An 18,149-nucleotide genomic window follows, 5' to 3' on the forward strand; every position below is an offset into this window, starting at 1 on the left:
TCATTTCATTTGGAGGCCGGTGGAAGCATTTTCACGATCGATCCCCGCTGCCATGGGCGTGGCAACAACGCAACCCTCCACTCCTCTGGCTTGCTCCCGTTGAAGAACGACCCGGATCGTCTGGAACAGAATCTTCAGATCGAACAATAGCGAATATCTTTTGATGTACATCAAGTCGTAACGCAGTTTGTCGCAAGGAGTAGTGGCATACCCCGCCATCACTTGGGCATAACCCGTTAACCCCGGTTTCACCATCAGCCGATACGTGTAATGTGGCAGTTCCTCTTTAAACTGGTTAATAAAAAACGCCCGCTCCGGCCGCGGCCCAACCAAGCTCATATGGCCAAGCAGCACATTAAACAGCTGAGGCAGTTCATCAATCCGGGTGGCGCGCATCCATTGGCCCAATCGGGTCACCCGGGCATCGTTGCGCCCGGCCAGCACCGGCCCGGTCGCGGCTTCTGCGCCATCCACCATGCTGCGGAACTTGTATAACGGGAACGGCTTTTCATGCAACCCAATGCGCTCTTGAACATACAGCGCCTTCCCTCGCGACGTCAGCGGGATGAGCAGGAACATCGCAAGCATCACAGGGGATGCGGCAAGCAGAAGTAGCGAAGACACCGTCAAATCAAACAAGCGCTTGAACAGGCGCTCCGGCAGCGTCAACTGCGGCGGCAGCAGTGAATACACCAGCAAGTCGCCAATTTGCTGCGGCTCGGCATCGGCGAGATACAGCTCATAAAAATCAGGAACGATGACCACTTCCATATTTCTCTTCCCCGCGGCCTGAACCCAGGCTGCTTTCGTTTCGGGAGGCAATCCCGGCCCGATGAGCAGCGTCTCCATCCCTGCCCATGTCTGCTCCGGCATTCCTTCGCCCGTCCCCTCACGATCCGCACGTACAATCCGCTCAACGCGGAACCAGGGCTTGCCTTGTTCCAGCATGCGGCCCAGCACTTCTTCATCAGGGGCTTCAGCGCTGACCACGGCCAGCGTCTTTTTGCGGGTAAATCCTTTGCTCTGGATGTAAAACAACAGCAAGCGAAGACCAAAGGATAACAGCAGTTGGGCGGCAAATGTGAAGAGCAACCGACGCGGAGGCAAGCTGAACCATTGGCTCGCATAACTGATCACAATCAGCTCCGCAGCAACGAATAACTGGGCTAGTATGAGATTCCATAGAAATTGCGCCGGCTTTCGCCGTCCTGCCAAATCGTATAAGTTAAAAAAATAGTACGTCATCACCGTTAGCATCCCTATCCACGGCGCGCTGCGGAACGGTGAATCCCCCAGTGTGCCGGGCTGGCTCCAACTCCCTTGCAGCAGCAACCCGGTAACCAGCCAGTTGCTGGCGTATATCGCCAGCAGATCAAGCAGGAGAAGCCCCGCCTTCATCCCGTTATTCCGAAACAGCTTGACCATGAATCTCTTCCCCCTCCGCGTTCACCAAACACGGCTGATCCTCCCAAGCTTCTTCCTGTTGAAGCACCCCCAGCTGCGCATACATCGCCGCCACATCTCGGCGAATTTGCTCCAGATCGTACAGCTGCGCCAGCTTGCGGCTGTACTCGCCCATACGCCGCCGCAGTCCGGCGTCCTGCTGCAGCCGCGCGAGCGCCTTGGCCGTGGCAGGCACGTCCCCCACCGGAACGAGGTAGCCATTGCGGCCAGGGGCGACGAGATCACGGCTGCCGCGCACCGCCGTAGCTACCAGCGGCTTGCCGGCGGACAACCCCTCCAGCAGCGCTTTGGGCAAGCCCTCGCGCTGCGACACGAGCGCCAGGACGTCCGCAGCTTGCAGCAGCTGCGGCACGTCGCGGCGATAACCGAGGAAGCGTACAGCCTCGGCTAAGCCGGACTTCGCGGCGAGCTGCCGATACCACGCTTCGACTCGACCAACTCCGGCCAGCATCAGCACGGCCGGAACGCCGCGGCGCCGAAGCTCCGCAATCGCCTCAATCAGCTGCGCTTGATTTTTGTTGCGGTTCAGCTCCGCAATGCACAGCACGGCGAAATCGTCAGGGGCTAAGCCTAACTTGCGGCGTTGCTGCTCGCGATTTTCATCCCCCAAGGCCGCGTCCGAATACAAGGTCAGATCGACGCCAACCCCGGGCACGTAGACGCTGCGGCCACGCACTGGAAAAGCCTCCGCCCGCCGGGCATCCTCCCGATTGATCGTCACGAGAAGATCGGTCCACCGAGATAAGAAACGCTCCATCGGATAATACAAAAGCCAATTCATCCAGGGCGCCCCGGTATAAAAGTGAAAACCGTGCGCGGTATAAACGATTTTAGGATACGGACGGCCTGCCAGCAGGGCGGCGATTCGGCAGACCACACTTGCATTAGGCGTATGCACGTGAATCAGGTCATACCGTTCCCGCTGGATCCAGCCCACGAGTGTTCGAAGGGCCCGAACATTCCTGGAGGCCAGCGGGCTGCGGCTAAACGGAAGATCCCGGCACGTAAAACCGGCAGCGTCCACCTCTTCCCGACCGTGATCCGGGGAGGCATAGGCATGGACGGTAAACCCGGCATCCCGCAGATCGCGCATAAAAGGCAGATGGAACGCTGCCAAATGGGCGTATACCGTTGCGATATAAGCGACTTTTCGCGTTTTCGTCATCCTTCATGCGCCTCCTTGGACAACATCCGGGCAGAAGGCAGCCTCCGGCCGGATGCCTGCTCGTATAGCTCGATCCATTTCCCGGTGACACGGGAATTGTCATAATGAGCCGCAGCATACTCCCACCCGCGCTGCCCCATGGCTCGCCGCTCCTCCGGGGGTAAGGCCATCAACTGCTCCATCGCCTGGGCTAACGCCCTCGGCTCCTCCGCCGGTACCAAGTAGCCATTTACGCCGTCCAGCACGACTTCGGCATTGCCGCCTACAGCGGTAGCGACGATCGGCAACCGGCTGGCGCAAGCCTCCAGCAATACGATCGGCAACCCTTCCCATTTCGAGGACAGGACAAATCCATCTGCGGCTTGCATCAGAGCCGGTATGTCTGTACGAATACCAAGGAAGCGCACGTACGCCGATAAGCCCAATTCCGCCGCCAGCTGTTCGACCTGCGGACGTTCCGGCCCGATTCCAGCGATCCATAACACGCTGTTCGCAAAGCGCTGCCTCGCTTCGGCATAGGCTAACAGCATAGCCGGGTAATCCTTCTCCGGAACGAACCTCCCTGCCGCCAACCAGACAAACGGCTCCTGCGGAGGCCCCGCGCGCTCCACAACAGCTCGCTCCCCTTTTGCAGCTGTTCCGGCCCGGACGCTCTCCCCGGATTCCTCCACCCTTAGCTCCACGCCAAGCTCCGTCCGCAGCTGTCGGCGTTGCTGGGGATCCTCTGCGAAGCGGCTGAGATCGATGCCATTTTCCATCAACCGGAGTTTACGAGGAGACGCGATTTTGCGCTCCGTATAGATGCGCACCGCTTCCTGACTGACTTGGGTGAGCAGGTCTCCCAGCGGATCCGTCATCCGATACAGCAATTCCCGCCGCCAGCCTCCTTCGTTGACGCTGTGTGCCGTGCAGATCAAAAACGGAATACGCACAAACAACCGCGTGACTCGCGCCAAAATATTCGCATGCACCAGATGACTATGGACCACATCGGGACGCATCCGCCGAATCAAGCCGGCTAACCGGAAGATCGCCCGAGGGTCCGGAACTCCTTTTTTCATACCGAGGCTGACGACTTCAATCCCTAGCTCCTTCAACTCCTCCAAGTGCGCTACCGGCGGGATCATCGTAACCAAGCGGACCTCACAGCTCCTCGCCCGAAGTTCGCGGCATAGCATCAGCACTTGGTTTTCCGCCCCTGCATAATCGAATCCGGTGATCACAAATAAGATTTTCACGTTGGTTCTCCACTCCCTCCCGTTACTTGACTGGCAGCAGCTTCAAATCCTTTGCGCTTCGCCCCCTGATATTTCCGCACCGAGTGCCACGACAATCCCAGATGCAGCAAGTATCCTAACGTGGATGCAGCGCTAAACAGCCAGATGGCCATCTCTGCCGATTGCTGCGTATGCCAGGCAAAATACATAGAGCCCAATATGAGCACCGTCCGAATGATCTCCCGATACAAATGCAGGTCCTGTCGTTCCATCACATCAATCGTCGATCCCACGGAATTAGCGACAAACTGACTTAAGTACATGATCGAGAGAATACGGATAAAGCTGCCTGACCGGGCCCACTCTTCGCCAAATAGGAACGAGAACACGTAGGGACCTACCCCAACGATGATCAAAATGACTAATGCGCCGAACAGAAAAACGTTGCGTACCGTTTTGCGGAATAAGGGATATAGTTTGTGAGGGTGGTTAATCATGGAGTCGGCGGATTCCGCCAAGTACACGCTGCGGACGGAGGTCATGATCAGCGTCATCGGCGAGCCGAGAATCCGCTGGCAAAGCGCAAACCATCCGGCCACTTGCGGGCCGTAAAACGAAGCAAGAAGAATCGTAGGTATGTACAAGACCACGCTGTTTAGCAGTCCGGCGGTCATCGATAGGAATGGAAACCGTCGGTAACGGTAGGCGCTCTCCTTCAAATCGGCCCACCCTGATATGATGGCCTGGCTTTTGACATCCCGGCGCCAGAGCTTCCATTGCGGCAATAATCCGCCGAATCGGCCGATGATATCGCCGATGATCAATCCTAACGGCCCGAGGTGAAATAAGCTGAGGCCAATTTGTGAGGAAATCTGGCTAATACTTTGCGTATATTTCGTCCGTGCCAGCTGCCTAAAGTACTTTTTACGGATCGACCAGTAATTCAGGATTTGGTAGAACCCGGCGCCGAACAAGCTGACGATAAAGAGCAAATAATAGTGCGTCAAATAAGATTCGTGCAGCCATTCTGACAGCGGCTCCTCCAGGATATGAATACCGAGGCCGCTGGCAATGCTGACTCCGATACAGATGCGCAGGGATAGATTTAGCACATTGGAAGCGGTACGATCGTCTTCCGGCAGGGTGATGGCATTTTCATAGGAGAAGGAAATCACCATCAGCAAGATCCCGATAATTGATTGGTACATCGAGTATGTTCCGTATTCGGTTGGCGAGTAGAGGCGCGTCAGCACCGGCAGCGTCGCTATCACGAGAATCTGGCTGACGACCGTTCCGCTGGCCAACACCGCCACGCTCTTTAGGAAGCCGTCATGTTTGAGCTTCCTAAGCTGGCTGGACACGTTTTGGAGCCGCAGCCGTTCACCAAATTGTCTGATACGGCGAAGACAATGGAAGAAGACTGTTCTGATCATATTTGGCATAAAATCGTCCTTTGATCATATGAATTAGCCCTGCACTTTGTATTTGTCTTCGATCCGAAACAAGGCTTCACTCAGCTCCGGGTAATCCTTCGGCAGATGCCGTTGCGCTTGGCGTCTTTTTCGGCTGCGGATATGCCGAGCGTCCAGGATCAGAGCCAGACTGAGACCTGCAAAAAAACCAATAAAGCTAGCGATGGCGATATTCATTGTTTTGCGCGGGCTGACCGGTTTTTGTGTCTCCTCCAGGCTGGCTAAGTCGAGAATCGAAACGTTAGCTCCCGCCACAATCTCCTTGGATTTGGCGATAAAGGTTTCAGCGAAGGCGTTGGCGATCGCGACCGCCTGCTTTGGATCATCCCCCGTGTATGACAACATGATGACCAATGTGCCTGGATCCGTGCGGACCTTGATCTTCTTCAGCATTTGAGTAACCGAGTCAGGAGTGGATACTTTCTTCTTCACCTCTGTGGCAACATAGCGGCTTTGAATGGTATCTTCATACGTTTTCGTCAGCATCTGGCTGGCTAGGAACTCGTTATATGTACTCGATTCTGGATTCGAGGCGAGATTGGCGACCAGACTCACGTTAGCCCTGTACGATGGAGCCACCACTTCGTTTAGTAGCACAGCCAGTCCGACGCATACCGCCAAGACGATCGAAAAGGCGAGAGCATGTCGCCGCACCGCATTCCACATATCAACCATATCCATCGTTGTTCACCTCATTCGATTAATGCCTGCAAGTTATGTTTTTCGGCATTTTCCTCGGCTTCCTCCGGGATTTCCGCTGCCGGTTGCCCCGCTCCCGCCAAAACTCGTTCACCAAGCTCCTCCATATTCAGGCTAATCATTCCATATCGCTCAGCCAAATGACGGTAATGGTGAATGACGTTCTCCAGCGAGCGGAATAAATCCTCATCCGCCGCATTGTACGGATGGAGCCACAAATGGTACACCTGCCCCTGCCGGGCAGCATAAGTCATTCCGTCCTTGATCCGCTTTAACCGAAGCGGCTCCAGCCGCTTGAGCGTCACGGGCGGAGTTCGGAAGAAGAAGCTTGCCGGCAGATCGATAGGCAGCCGCGGCGATATCGAATCTACCGAATACGTATGGTGCCCCGTCAGGTTCACGTAGCTGTCGGCCAGCCGCAGCACCCGGCGGAACCAGGGATCGGACGTTGAATATCCTTCACGGTAAAGGGAGTGACGGGGATTCCCCCGATACGTGATGAAGCCGAGCTCCGGCAGTCGGTGTAAATACTGGCGGCGCAGCTGGTTGCGCGGAAGCACCAGGCTTTGAAGGGAAATCCCCCTTTTTTGGGCGATGGCGACCGCGGCTTGAAGGTCACTGTAAAATTCCTCTGCCGTTTGTCCCTTTTCGCTGCAATAATAATGGGAGAACGTATGTGAACCGATCGCTTGACCCGGAGTCTGGCGGATTTGCTCAATCAATGATGGGGCAAAGGAAGCGGGGTCCTCTATCTCCCCTTCCCCTACGGTACCGGCTTCGATCTCGGCGTAGGGGGACAGCCGACTGTCCATATAATTCGGTCTAAGCTCCGGTATGCCTTCCAGAAGCTCACGCTGGTTTGCAAAAAACAGCATCCCCACCGTCGCCCAAGTCGCATGGATACCCGCATCCTTGAACATCTTCAGCATGGGAGGAATCCATTCCCTTTCTTGCAACCATTTCGAGCCATACTCCGCTTTCGTATAAAGATCACGGACTCCCCAATATAATTCGAAATCGAGCGAGATAACTAAAATCCCCGCTTTCCCCACCATCTTTCCACCTCACTTCGGGTCAAGCTGCATGTTCTACCGTCTACCAAGTTGATTGCTATATCGTTTTATATTCAAAGTGATCCCATTTTAGTAGCTGAAATTGTAAAAAAAGCTTGTCGTACTTCTAGAATCTCTATCGAACTACCACATTCTTATTAGTTGACGACGAGGTTCTGACGGCCGTAGCTGCTGTAATTTTGTTCCCTGTGCACGTAATGTTTTTTTGCGTATACCCTTTCAAATAGGTCGTCAGGTCAATTCCGCTGCCCTTCGGCATGCGTATGATGTTATTTTCAATCTTTCCTTTATCAGCATCTTGCCAGGTCCAGATCCCGCGTTCGCCGTTGTTCAGCTCGTTGCCGCGAATTACAAAATCGCGGATATTTCCAAGGCGAATCGATGTCGTTCCTTTAATATCGCTTTGGCTGCCCATGGTGACGGAGTTCCCCAGAATGGAAACGTTTTTGACAAAATCACCTGCTCCGACCTCAATCGCTGCGTAGAAGCTGCCTTTGCCTGAGATTTTGTTTCCCTCTACGACGCTATCGCCGCCATAGATACTAATTGCCGAATACATGTCCGGTGCCAAACTGCTTTTATTGGTTCCCTTATAGTAATTGTTGTTAAGGTAAGGGTTGTTAATTGTATTGCCGCGGACCGTAACGCCTTTGGCATACACCTTCACCGCCCGTTTGGCACATTCATCAAAGCGGTTGTCGGCAATCAAGCTGGCAACTCCCGTAGCGCGGTTCTCGTCCATCGCCGGGTCCTCATAATATATTCCGTCTCCGTCGTCGGCTGGCCCAATTCGATGAATGAAACAACCGGTGATCGATACTTGCCGGGCCGCCCGTTCCTTGCTGCCCCAGGTTGTCGTGACGTAAATTCCTCGAGCCACCAGACCCGCTCCGCCCGCGTTGAGAGCAAGGACGTCAGCAATCTCTGTTCCCTGGATCGTAATCGATTCGGTATTCCCGAGCACCACGATGCCCGACACGACCCCTGTATAATACTCACTTCGCCGGTCAGTGCTATGGGTTGCCCCTTTGACGAGCAGACCTTGAACCGTCACCTTCTTACTCCCCCCAGCGATTGTAAGAACCCGGTTCACTCGCAGATTACCATCAATAACCAAATCGGTCAATAAAATGTTTGACCCCGACACCCGCATTAGTTCCCAACCAAAGCTGTTGGATGCCGCACGAATGATCGACGTACTGCCATCACCTTTTAGCGTGGTGTTCCCTCCAACACTTAACGTCTTAGCCGGATTGACCAGATAGACCCCTTTGGGAAAATAGACCGTATCTTGGGTTTTTGCTGCCTGGTTCAGCGCTTGCTGGATCGCCGTCGTGTCATCCGCAACTCCGTTACCCTTAGCACCAAAATTCTTTACATTTATCATAAACTTCCCTCCTTTTCGTTGGTTGATAATATAGAATGCCAAGTTATTGTGAGAGGGAGCGGCAGAAGCCGTCACACCGCGCGACGCATGATCGCTCGCTCTGATGTGGAGGGACAAGCTCAAATGCAGATAATAAGGCATTTTATGCCTTATTGACGTAACATGAGGAACATCACAGATGATATAAAATGTGCTGACATCCACACCCAAAATATCGTTTTTACGATGATTCTTCCAGATGTGTTCCAACTGCAAGAAGTAGAATCCATTCCTGAAAATTCCTACTTTCCCATTTTTGTAAAATGGAATATAATGTGCTCTAGCAATGATCTTGAGGAGAAACGGCCGTTCCTCTGCTGCTTATTGTTTGTGTCATCCGTTCCTGTTGGGATGACATGTTCTAATGCTGATCTAAAGCCCGAAAGGCACTTAATAACGTAAACAGAGGGAACCTATATGGAGACGTTAAATTTATGGGAAAAATGGGCCGTTTTCCATGCCCAGAAGTGGGGCTGTGACACACGCGTAGCTCGTTGGGAAGCTCCTAACTCATCCGCACGGGGTGAAGCATTGGTATTTTTTAATCGGAAGGGCCATTTGTACTTACCACCCTTGAATCCCTACCACCCTTTCTCCTTCTATCCAACACCAACAGATAAACAGTATAAGCTGAATCGACAGTGGCATGAGGCCGCCAAAGCAATGATCCTCGAAATGCTAAAGGCCCAGCGCATTACCAGCTTTGTCTTTCCCCCTGATATTACCGATGTTCGTCCGTTTGTATGGAGCGGCTATATTGCAGAGGTGAAGTATACCTTCATCGTGAAGCTCCCTTACTCGCTAGATCAGGCCAGCACGGAGATCCGTGCGAAAATCAAAAAAGCGACTGCCGCCGGCTACCGGTCAGCGCTGACCCAGGACATGGGCGAGGTCTATCAGTGCCTGGAGGGAACGGAAACACGTCAGGGGTTCAGCCACCACCTCACACGTCAAGATCTCGAACTGGCCCAAAGTCTGCTCGGAGATCAGGCCTTCCGAGCCTATGTTTGTTATGCACCCGATGGGGAGCCGGTCAGCACCAGCGTCATCGTCTCGCTGGATGGCCGCCGGGCATTTGGTTGGATCGCAGCCAGCAAAACGGAACATCTGAACTACGGCGTAGTCCAACAATCGCAAAGCTTAGCCCTTCAGGACTTATCTAATTTAGGCTTCGCCGAATTCGATTTCGCAGGGGCCAATATCCCTACCATCGCCTATTCCAAAACAAATTGGGGGGGCCAGGTCACCCCGTACTATCTCATCCGGTCGCCAGGAATGAAGGAGATCTTACGCGCTGGGCTCCACTGGCTGCGATTTATCCGGAACTCCCATCAGCCGCTGTAGGTAATGGGAAGCAGTAAAAAGAAGAAGCGCCGGCTTTATATCCAGCGCTTCTTCTATATTCTTATATTCTCTTGCAGCTGTTACACCACCGCAGGAATATCCATCCACTCTACACCGTTGCCGTTTTGCCGCAGCAGTTCGGCGGTTTCCACCAGCTTCTCCCCCCGGTGGCAGGAGATGATCAGATAATCGGTATCGGTTGTGCCTGCCTCCAGCTCGATTTCCAGCAATCGGATCATCGAGACGGTTTTGTCCAGCACCATCCGGGCCAGCGTCTCAAGCAGCAAAGTGAACTGGTCTGCGGAGGCATACGGTGCAATCCGAATCGGCTCCCTTGGCCCGTCCGCCAAGCATGCATTGCAGGCGAATCCCGCCGCCAGACCGCTGCGGAGCGCATGCTCGGCCACAGTCGCCGCGTAACGGATTCCCAGCTCAATGCGCTCCGGATCGATGACCGTCTTCCACATCGAATCACTGGTCTCCAGGTTGAGGCAAATCATCAGCCGATGGTCGGCTGTATAATCACGTTGATGCACCTGCAGCTTGCCGGTGCGAGCCGTCGCCTTCCAGTTGATGCTGCCCAGCGGGTCGCCAGCCCGGTACTCGCGGGTGCCCGCGGTCAGGAACGGATCCTCCACGATCCAACGCCGGACAGGCAGTTCCCCCAACCAGCTGTGATTGGGCAGCGGCAGTTCCTGCAGCTCCAGAATTCGCGGGTACACTAGCAGTTCAAGATCCAGCGGGAACCGCTTGACCTCGGCGTTCATTCCAAACGGATCCCCCGTCGTCATCGTGGCCGATTCCAGCCGGTACCATCCCCGGCGCGAGCAGATCACTTGGTGGTGCCGCGTGATTTGCCGGTACGGCCGCAGATGGAACAAGCTGCTGTGGTTCTGATAGATCTCCCCGGCATGGATGTTCAAGTTGCTCTGCCGGCCAAACGTCAGGCCGACAGCGATGCTGGATTCAAGCCGAAGCCACGGCAATGGCAGCAGCTTGGCGTTCGAGATTACCTCAACCATTTCGACGGTATCCCCTTCAAACACCGCCCGTTCCGTAAAATAACGCCGATAACGAACGCCTTTCAAAGCTCTCCAGCGGTAAATGAGCGCCAAAGCCGCGATGATCCCTACGGCGCTGATCAGGAGCCAAGGCAACATCGGTCAGTCCCCCCGCTTGCCCTGTGCCGCCAGCACCGCTTCAGCCGGAACCTCCACCTGCTCTAACACCTGGCGCACCACTTCGGCCCCGGGGTTATCCGCACCGCGCAAGCTGTGGCGAAGGAGCAGTCGATGCGCCAGCACCGGCACGGCCACCGCCTTGATGTCGTCCGGCGTCACGTAATCACGGCCCCGAATCAACGCCAATCCTTGCGAGGCGCGCAGCAGACTCATGCTCGCCCGTGGGCTCGCTCCCAGCTTGACCTCCGGATGCTTACGGGTTGCCTCGGTAATCGCCACGATATACACGAGCAGATCCTCCGCTGTGCGGACGGTCTGCGTGAACCGCTGCGCTTCCGCCACTTCCGCAGCCGAAGCGACCGGAAGGAGCTCGGCCAGCGGCTGATGCTCCTTGAAGCGTCCCAGAATGGACACGCCCTCGTCGGATGTTGGATACCCCATGGCAATCCGCATCAGGAAGCGGTCCAATTGGGCTTCCGGCAGCGGGAACGTGCCCTGCTGATCCACCGGGTTCTGCGTCGCCATAACGAAAAACGGCGCCGCCAGCTCATGCGTCACCCCGTCGATCGTCACCTGCCGTTCCTCCATACACTCCAGCAAGCTGGACTGCGTCCGCGGTGTCGCCCGGTTAATTTCGTCCGCCAACAGCACATGGGTAAACACCGGCCCCGAGCGGAACTCGAAATCGCCGGTCTTTTGATTATAGAAATTAATGCCGCTCAAATCGGATGGCAGCAGGTCCGGCGTAAACTGGATGCGTTTAAACTCGCCGCCCAGCGATTTGGCTAACGCTTTGGCCAGCAGCGTTTTGCCGGTCCCCGGCACGTCCTCCAGCAGCACATGTCCGTTCCCAAGCAACGCGGCGAGCAGCAAATCCACCACGTTCTCCTTCCCAACCACCACCTCACCGATATTGCGGCGAATCCGCCCGATCATCTCTACCGCTTCCCGAAGTTCCATAGGAAAAACCACCTTCATCGCAAAATTAGTCGTGCGTTGTTACCGCTTTCCAAACGCTATAGCCCAAAGGAGGGCCTAGACGGTCTGACAGCCTTACACCCGCAGCCACTCGCTTAAGTCCACCACCGAACGCATCGCGTACTCCTGACGGACCGGCACCCCGTCTTCGAGTACGATCAGACAAGGGACGCTGGCGATTCGCCATCGTTCCCGCAGGATCGGGGTATAGTTGATGTTCAGCTTGGACACCGGAATACAAGGGCCGGACGCCAGGACGATCTCCAGCATTTTTTCCGCCAGTTGGCAGGTCCCGCAAAGCGTCGTAACGAAAAATAAAGCCTCCCTGCCCGTACCAACTTCCTTCCCCGTCTGCTTAGTCTCCCTTCTCTTCTCCGCTTGCATCAGCCATTCCTGCTCCGTAATTTCACGTATGCTCACAGGTCCCCAGCTCCTGTCTCTTGGTCTCTAGATCTCTTTGATGCAACTGTTATCTCTTATCATAGCATAGGAAAACGGCCCTTTCGTCAAAAAACGAAAAGGCCGCTTCCGAATCCGGCTTTTATGCCGGGCGTTTCGTAAACACGCAGAAGGTGACGCCAAACTTGTCGGTCACAACACCGTACGCCGGACTGAAGTACATCGGCTGCAGCGGCTGGTGCACCTCTCCCCCTTGCTTCAAACCATCAAATATCCGCTTCGCGTGCTCCGCCGTGTCTATGGTGAGGCACACGGTCACCTGGTTGCCGACGGTGTGCGGCTCATCGGGAAACTTATCCGACACATACATCACGGTGTCTCCCAGCTTCAGTACGGAATGGGAAATCCGCTTCTGCAGCTCCTCGCTCATCGGCTGCTTCGGCTCCGGCATTTCGCCAAACGTCTCCTTAAAGACTACCTTCGCCTCCAGCATTTGTTCATAGAAGGCAATCGCCTCCGCCGCTTCTCCGTTCAACGCAATTAATGGGCTGGCCGTTAAAATCATCTTCGATCCGCTCCTTTATCCTCATCATTTCCCCCGCACGCATCGGCGCAGGTTCAAGTCCGCTTCACTGGACTTTGTACTCAGTGTAGCTCATAATAGTGACAACTATTGTCGTAATTAAAAAAATCACGAACGGAGCTTTAAGTCACATGTCCAAATCGAAACGGCTCATGGAACTGATGATGACGGTGAATCGCAAACGCAGGTTCACCGTGAAGGAACTCGCCCAAGAATTTGGCGTCTCCCCCCGCACGATCCTTCGGGACCTGCAGGAGCTTAGCGAACTTGGCGTGCCGCTGTATTCCGAAGTTGGGCCGCATGGCGGATATCAGGTGCTGAACGAGCGAGTTCTGCCGCCGATCGCCTTTACCGAAGAAGAGGCGGTGTCGATCTTCTTCGCCAGCCATGCCCTGCGCCACTATCAATTTCTTCCGTTTGAAACGGAAACATCCTCAGCGCTGGGCAAGTTCTATCACTATATGTCCAGCGATGTCCGAGATCGGATCGACCAAATGAAAAACCGCGTCGACTTTGTGGCCCCGACGCGGCAATCGGCTTTTCCGTATTTAGGCTTGCTGTTGGAAGCCGCTATCCAACAGCAAGTCCTCCGGATAAACTACGAATCGCGGCGCGGCGTCTCCACCTGCCGTCAGATCCAGCCGGTTGGCATATACGCCAGCGACGGCTTATGGTACTGCCCGGCTTATTGCTTCGAGCGGCGCGATTTCCGCTTGTTCCGTTGCGATCGCATCACCTCAGCCGAGGCTGCTGCAGGGCCCGACGCGCCGGAACCGCTTGACCTGCGCGACGTCCATCTCGGCAACTGGGAGGAGCATCTCAGCCGCAAGCCAGCGCTCTTGAACTGCGCAGTGGAGCTTACCCCGCTGGGCGTTGAGGCTTGCGAAGGCCAGTTCATCCGCCGCCACCTGCTGCTTCACATCCGTGAGGATGGCTCCGGCCGGCTGGCAGGGCCGTTCCCAGCCAGCGAGCTGTCATACCTCGCGACGTTCTTTATTGGCCTTGGCCAGGAGGCCACCGTCCTTGAACCGCCGGAGCTCGTGGATTCGATCAAGCGGACATTAAGCGAGCTGTTGGAGAAGTACTCGTAAGCGGCAAATTACATCGACAGCGAGCCTGCCGTCACAATCTGATGGTACAAGCCGTTCACATCCAGCGTGCCAAACACGTTGTTCTGGTTGAACACCAGACGCTCAGCTTCCAGCTCTTCCAGCTGCGGCACCCGGCCATTTACGTAGTCCAAAAGGCGGTCACGCGCCGACGCAGCGCGGCTGAGTACTCCGCCATAGCGGATGTCGAGTACTTCCCAGCCAAACGGCTTGTACGTTCCAAGCCACAGTTCCCGGTGCGCCACACGCAACTCGTCAACCCGGCGGCGCAGCTCCGGCAGCGTCTCGTCGGCGATCCGCCGCAGTCCATCCCGGTCGCCGGCATCGTAAAGGCGCTTGATCGTTACGCCTAGCGTCGACTTCACGGACAGCGCAGCGGCGAGCTTTTCATAGAAAGCAAACATCGCGGTAAACGGCTCCGTCCATTCGCTTCCCTCTCCGGCAAGGTAACCCTGCCATTTCTCAGCCAACCCGGCATAATAGTCCGGCAGCGTCTTTTCCATGCCTTCCACATGCTTGTCGAACAAGCCGATCAGCGGATCTTGCCAGAGCAGGAACTTCGACGGATTCGCGCCGTAATAATTCCCTTCATGGACCTCCGGCACTTCATCCATCCCCTTCAACGCTTCGAGCGGTCCAAACAAATCAAGCCCCGTGCAAGCGGCTAACCGCTTCTGCAGATGCTCGTCCGTGATCTCGCCGTCATGGTACCCATATTCAGCAAACAGCTGCAGACCCGGTAAAATCACAAAATGACTCGCCTCGTTCCCGTTATCGCCCCACGCGGTCGCAAACACTTCCCGCAAGCCGCTCCGTTTGGCAGCACGCAGCGCAGGGTGCATGGACGACCACGTTTTGCCGTGGTTCGGGGCCATCAGGTTCCACATATGGATGCCCCCGGCAAAGATCGGCTCCGATCCGAGCAACCGGTGCTTATTAAACACCTCTTTGTACGCATTCTCATCCGTGCCCCAGTAGTTCCAGTACACGAACCGGAGGCCTTTCGGGATTTTGGCCATATTTTCCTCGGAAAAATCCGCCTCCATGTTATACAACCCGCCCTGCACATCGTTTGATAACAGGTTGAAATACATATCGCTCCAGATCATCGGCTCCAGCCCCAGCTTCCCGGTGATCTCCATCACTCGGCCGACATGCTCGTTCATAACCTCGAACCGATCGCGGAAGCCGTTGTCCCGTAAATACCGACCCAGTCCAACTTGAAACGCTTCGTCCATGCCGATATGGATCCGCTTCGACCGGAATGGCGCCGACGCTGCCCGAATCGACTGCTCCAGGAATTCATACGTGGCCGGCGAGCCCGGCAGCACGATGTCCGGATGGTCGCGCAACGGCTCGGCGTACTGCCATTTCAGCGCATGAAATAAATGCCCCAGCGTCTGAATGCACGGGATCATTTCGATGCCAAACAATGCCGCATAATCATCACATTCCCGCAGTTCTTCCGCAGTATAACGCCCCCGCATATACCCGAAGTAAGGCAGTTCCGGCACTTCGTATGTGTCCTCGGTATACATCATCAGCCCGTTCAGCCCCATCACCGCCATGTAACGCAGCATCTGCTTGATCGCATCCACCCGCATTACCGCGTTGCGCGATGCGTCCAGCATTGCTCCGTTGTAATCGAAGCTCGGCCGCTCCGTGAGGTCAAACGATTCTTTCGTCTTGGTGTGCTCCACAAACAACCCTAAGGCGCGGAAGAAGTGAATCTTCTCCACATATTCAATCCGGCCTTTCCCGCCGCTCAGCGTAACACGCAGCTGTCCCGCATCTGGAGACAATCGTACGACTTCCACCGGTAATCCCGAAGGATCCATTTGGAATCCGAGTTGAGCCTCCAATTCTTTCACACCATGAACTAATTCCTCATCCCATCCTTGAAAAAAAAGCTTCATCCCGTGAACCTCCTCCTCAAATGTGTAAACCCCTGCGCCCAGAGACTCACTGTCCACCTTCGCGCCGATAACTTCGCGGCGAACATCCGGTAATTCGCTTGAACACACGCGAGAAATAAAACGTATCCTGATACCCCAGCGATTCGCCGATTTCCTTGACGCTTTTCTCCGTGTTCATCAGGACGTTCTTGGCCTCAGCCACCTTCAGCCGGTGAATGAATTCATTCAGCGGATAACCCGAATATTCGTGCACGATCCGCCGAAGCGTGGACATCGAAATATGATGCCGCGCCGCCAGCTCCTCCGGTGTTGGACCGGCATACAGGGAAGCGGCAATGTCCTCGATGACTTTCATCACGAACCGTCCCCGGTTTCCCGCTTCCGCTTGATCCGCCTGCGATACCAGCTCGTACAGGAACGACTCCAGCATGAGGGAAGCCCGGTCAAGATTGCTTGGCACGCCGCTGTCAATCAACATGAACATGAGCTCCATCCGGTTAATGAGGGATTCATCGATCGTTGCTTTTTTCACCTGCTCGGGGTGCTGCAACCAGCTGCCCAGCCATTCCTCCACCCTTGAACCTTCCACCGTGAAATAATATTCGTCCCAATGCCCTTCCGCGTGTGGACCGTACTGAAACGTTTCGTTCGGATACAGACAGAACCAGGAGCCTGCCGTAACCTCCTGCCTTTCCGCGTTGCCAGCTTGGTAGTACCCGCTCCCGCCCGTGATCACCACAAATGCCCAGTACCGGAACCTCGCGTCCGCACGCTGCATCGTACGCCCGGGCAGATGACCGGCGTTCACGACGGATAACGATTGGATTTTGCGCCGGCTCGCATCCACCGCGGGATTAAACAAACGAATTGGCTCAGGACTGATCATATAATCCAGATATTTTGTCATCCTGAACATTCTCCCTTTTAAATCCCTGTGCTAAATTAGGGGTGCCTAAACATAGATTTGAATAAATAAAACATATCCTAGCGAATGAATGCTCTCATTGTAGCAAACTCGCGCGGAGAACGAAAGGGTGCACTTGCGAAAAATGAGCCAACTGAACATCGGCCTGGTCGGCACAGGTTCCATTTCCGAGTCCCATCTGCAAGCCTACCGTGCCAACCCGCGAGCCAAGTTGCTCGCCATCTGTGACGTGAACGAGGAACGGGCTCGGAGCATGGCAAGCAAATACGACATCCCGCACGTTTACACGGATTACCGCGAGATGTTCGCTAATCCGGAAGTCCAGGCAGTCAGCATCTGCACCTGGAACAACACCCACGCCCCGATTAGCATCGCCGCTTTAGAGGCCGGCAAGCAGGTTCTCTGCGAGAAGCCGCTCTGCATTACGGTGGACGAGGCTCTGCAAGTACAACAAGCCGTCGAGCGGACCGGTAACCTGCTGCAAGTCGGTTATGTACGGCGGCACGCCTCCAACATCGCGGTGCTGAAGAAATTTATCGATGCCGGAGACCTCGGCGAGATTTATTATGCCAAAGCGAGCCTCTTGCGTCGGCTTGGCAATCCCGGCGGCTGGTTCGCCGACAAGTCGCGCTCCGGCGGCGGCCCGCTGATCGACATCGGCGTGCACGCCATCGATCTGTGCTGGTATCTGATGGGCCGGCCGAAAGTCAAATCGGTGAGCGGCAACACCTATGCGAAACTGGGGAATCGTTCGAACATCGAGAACTACTCGTTTTACCAAGCAGCAGACTACGATGCCTCCCTCAACACGGTGGAGGATATGGCCAATGCGTTGATTCGCTTCGAGAACGGTGCGTCACTGCTTGTAGACGTCAGCTTCTCCTTGCATGCGAAGCAAAATTCCGCACTGATTAATATCTATGGCGACAAGGGCGGCGCCGAAATTGAACCGACATTGTCGATCGTGACGGAGCGCCACAACACCATCGTGAATATCGAACCGCAGATCAGTACGCCAGGCTTTGATTTCAGCGGGGCCTTCCAGAATGAAATCGACCATTTTGTCGCTAGCTGCCTGGATGGCATTCCGCCGATCAGCCCGGTGGAAGACGGTGTGGAAATGATTAAAATCCTGAACGCAATTTACGATTCGGCTGCCGAAGGCCGGGAAATTCATTTTTAATCTTATGAAGTCCAA

At 55.2% G+C, this 18,149-nt stretch carries 16 protein-coding genes; 3 read left to right on the forward strand and 13 right to left on the reverse strand.

Annotation, left to right across the window (positions count from 1 at the left end; all coding sequences use genetic code 11):
- The 7 genes from C812_RS16260 to C812_RS16290 all read right to left on the reverse strand — a co-directional run bounded on the left by C812_RS16260 (nt 1) and on the right by C812_RS16290 (nt 8,477).
- Nucleotides 1-1,425: a sugar transferase gene (locus C812_RS16260; RefSeq protein WP_016313741.1), complete on the reverse strand. Its 1,425-nt coding sequence runs from the start codon at nt 1,423-1,425 to the stop codon at nt 1-3.
- The gene (locus C812_RS16265) at nt 1,403-2,629 is read right to left on the reverse strand and encodes a glycosyltransferase family 4 protein (RefSeq protein WP_016313742.1); all 1,227 of its coding nucleotides are present in this window, start codon (nt 2,627-2,629) and stop codon (nt 1,403-1,405) included. The genes C812_RS16260 and C812_RS16265 overlap by 23 nt, the downstream gene beginning before the upstream one ends.
- The gene (locus tag C812_RS16270) at nt 2,626-3,867 is read right to left on the reverse strand and encodes a glycosyltransferase (protein WP_016313743.1); all 1,242 of its coding nucleotides are present in this window, start codon (nt 3,865-3,867) and stop codon (nt 2,626-2,628) included. The genes C812_RS16265 and C812_RS16270 overlap by 4 nt, the downstream gene beginning before the upstream one ends.
- Nucleotides 3,864-5,279, reverse strand: coding sequence for a lipopolysaccharide biosynthesis protein (locus C812_RS16275; RefSeq protein WP_167669327.1), 1,416 nt, complete (start codon nt 5,277-5,279; stop codon nt 3,864-3,866). Before C812_RS16275 ends, C812_RS16270 begins: the two co-directional genes overlap by 4 nt.
- 33 nt (nt 5,280-5,312) lie before the next feature.
- Nucleotides 5,313-5,999 (reverse strand): YveK family protein, encoded by a 687-nt coding sequence (locus C812_RS16280; RefSeq protein ID WP_016313745.1) that lies wholly within the window; start codon nt 5,997-5,999, stop codon nt 5,313-5,315.
- Between the two features lie 11 nt (nt 6,000-6,010).
- A complete protein-coding gene (locus C812_RS16285) occupies nt 6,011-7,069 on the reverse strand; it encodes a polysaccharide deacetylase family protein (protein ID WP_051134999.1) in 1,059 nt (352 codons plus the stop codon).
- Nucleotides 7,070-7,205: 136 nt separating this feature from the next.
- On the reverse strand, nt 7,206-8,477 hold the full coding sequence (locus C812_RS16290) for a glycosyl hydrolase family 28-related protein (RefSeq protein WP_016313747.1): 1,272 nt from the start codon (nt 8,475-8,477) through the stop codon (nt 7,206-7,208).
- 597 nt (nt 8,478-9,074) lie between these two features.
- On the opposite strand from C812_RS16290, the gene C812_RS16295 reads away from it, so the two are divergent.
- On the forward strand, nt 9,075-9,860 hold the full coding sequence (locus C812_RS16295; RefSeq protein ID WP_208855764.1) for a GNAT family N-acetyltransferase: 786 nt from the start codon (nt 9,075-9,077) through the stop codon (nt 9,858-9,860).
- Nucleotides 9,861-9,940: 80 nt separating this feature from the next.
- On the opposite strand, the gene C812_RS16300 is transcribed toward C812_RS16295, so the two are convergent.
- From C812_RS16300 to C812_RS16315, 4 genes are all read right to left on the reverse strand, one after another.
- Entirely contained in the window at nt 9,941-11,020 is a 1,080-nt protein-coding gene (locus tag C812_RS16300; RefSeq protein ID WP_016313749.1) for a DUF58 domain-containing protein, read from the reverse strand.
- A gap of 3 nt (nt 11,021-11,023) precedes the next feature.
- Entirely contained in the window at nt 11,024-12,001 is a 978-nt protein-coding gene (locus C812_RS16305) for an AAA family ATPase (protein WP_016313750.1), read from the reverse strand.
- A 93-nt stretch (nt 12,002-12,094) separates the two neighbouring features.
- Nucleotides 12,095-12,439: a thioredoxin family protein gene (locus tag C812_RS16310; protein WP_016313751.1), complete on the reverse strand. Its 345-nt coding sequence runs from the start codon at nt 12,437-12,439 to the stop codon at nt 12,095-12,097.
- A gap of 121 nt (nt 12,440-12,560) precedes the next feature.
- Nucleotides 12,561-12,983, reverse strand: coding sequence for a VOC family protein (locus C812_RS16315; protein WP_016313752.1), 423 nt, complete (start codon nt 12,981-12,983; stop codon nt 12,561-12,563).
- Nucleotides 12,984-13,132: 149 nt separating this feature from the next.
- On the opposite strand from C812_RS16315, the gene C812_RS16320 reads away from it, so the two are divergent.
- Nucleotides 13,133-14,092: a helix-turn-helix transcriptional regulator gene (locus C812_RS16320; protein ID WP_016313753.1), complete on the forward strand. Its 960-nt coding sequence runs from the start codon at nt 13,133-13,135 to the stop codon at nt 14,090-14,092.
- Between the two features lie 8 nt (nt 14,093-14,100).
- Here C812_RS16320 and C812_RS16325 read toward each other — a convergent pair whose 3' ends face one another.
- Together C812_RS16325 and C812_RS16330 are read right to left on the reverse strand one after the other, a co-directional pair.
- Nucleotides 14,101-16,026: a beta-N-acetylhexosaminidase gene (locus C812_RS16325; protein ID WP_016313754.1), complete on the reverse strand. Its 1,926-nt coding sequence runs from the start codon at nt 16,024-16,026 to the stop codon at nt 14,101-14,103.
- A gap of 46 nt (nt 16,027-16,072) precedes the next feature.
- Nucleotides 16,073-16,933, reverse strand: a complete 861-nt coding sequence (locus C812_RS16330) for a helix-turn-helix domain-containing protein (RefSeq protein WP_016313755.1) — start codon at nt 16,931-16,933, stop codon at nt 16,073-16,075.
- A 142-nt stretch (nt 16,934-17,075) separates the two neighbouring features.
- On the opposite strand from C812_RS16330, the gene C812_RS16335 reads away from it, so the two are divergent.
- The gene (locus C812_RS16335) at nt 17,076-18,134 is read left to right on the forward strand and encodes a Gfo/Idh/MocA family protein (protein WP_028537522.1); all 1,059 of its coding nucleotides are present in this window, start codon (nt 17,076-17,078) and stop codon (nt 18,132-18,134) included.
- Nucleotides 18,135-18,149: the final 15 nt, after the last annotated feature.

It is taken from the genome of Paenibacillus barengoltzii G22, from assembly GCF_000403375.2.
GTDB classification, from domain to species: domain Bacteria; phylum Bacillota; class Bacilli; order Paenibacillales; family Paenibacillaceae; genus Fontibacillus; species Fontibacillus barengoltzii.

Excerpts from the sequence above, each read along its gene's own strand:
- C812_RS16335 (WP_028537522.1), top strand. The coding sequence starts at position 17,076 with ATGAGCCAACTGAACATCGGCCTGGTCGGCACAGGTTCCATTTCCGAG.
- C812_RS16280 (WP_016313745.1), bottom strand. The coding sequence starts at position 5,999 with ATGGATATGGTTGATATGTGGAATGCGGTGCGGCGACATGCTCTCGCC.
- C812_RS16320 (WP_016313753.1), top strand. The coding sequence starts at position 13,133 with ATGTCCAAATCGAAACGGCTCATGGAACTGATGATGACGGTGAATCGC.
- C812_RS16260 (WP_016313741.1), bottom strand. The coding sequence starts at position 1,425 with ATGGTCAAGCTGTTTCGGAATAACGGGATGAAGGCGGGGCTTCTCCTG.
- C812_RS16275 (WP_167669327.1), bottom strand. The coding sequence starts at position 5,279 with ATGATCAGAACAGTCTTCTTCCATTGTCTTCGCCGTATCAGACAATTT.
- C812_RS16290 (WP_016313747.1), bottom strand. The coding sequence starts at position 8,477 with ATGATAAATGTAAAGAATTTTGGTGCTAAGGGTAACGGAGTTGCGGAT.
- C812_RS16305 (WP_016313750.1), bottom strand. The coding sequence starts at position 12,001 with ATGGAACTTCGGGAAGCGGTAGAGATGATCGGGCGGATTCGCCGCAAT.
- C812_RS16330 (WP_016313755.1), bottom strand. The coding sequence starts at position 16,933 with ATGACAAAATATCTGGATTATATGATCAGTCCTGAGCCAATTCGTTTG.
- C812_RS16325 (WP_016313754.1), bottom strand. The coding sequence starts at position 16,026 with ATGAAGCTTTTTTTTCAAGGATGGGATGAGGAATTAGTTCATGGTGTG.
- C812_RS16300 (WP_016313749.1), bottom strand. The coding sequence starts at position 11,020 with ATGTTGCCTTGGCTCCTGATCAGCGCCGTAGGGATCATCGCGGCTTTG.
- C812_RS16315 (WP_016313752.1), bottom strand. The coding sequence starts at position 12,983 with ATGATTTTAACGGCCAGCCCATTAATTGCGTTGAACGGAGAAGCGGCG.
- C812_RS16265 (WP_016313742.1), bottom strand. The coding sequence starts at position 2,629 with ATGACGAAAACGCGAAAAGTCGCTTATATCGCAACGGTATACGCCCAT.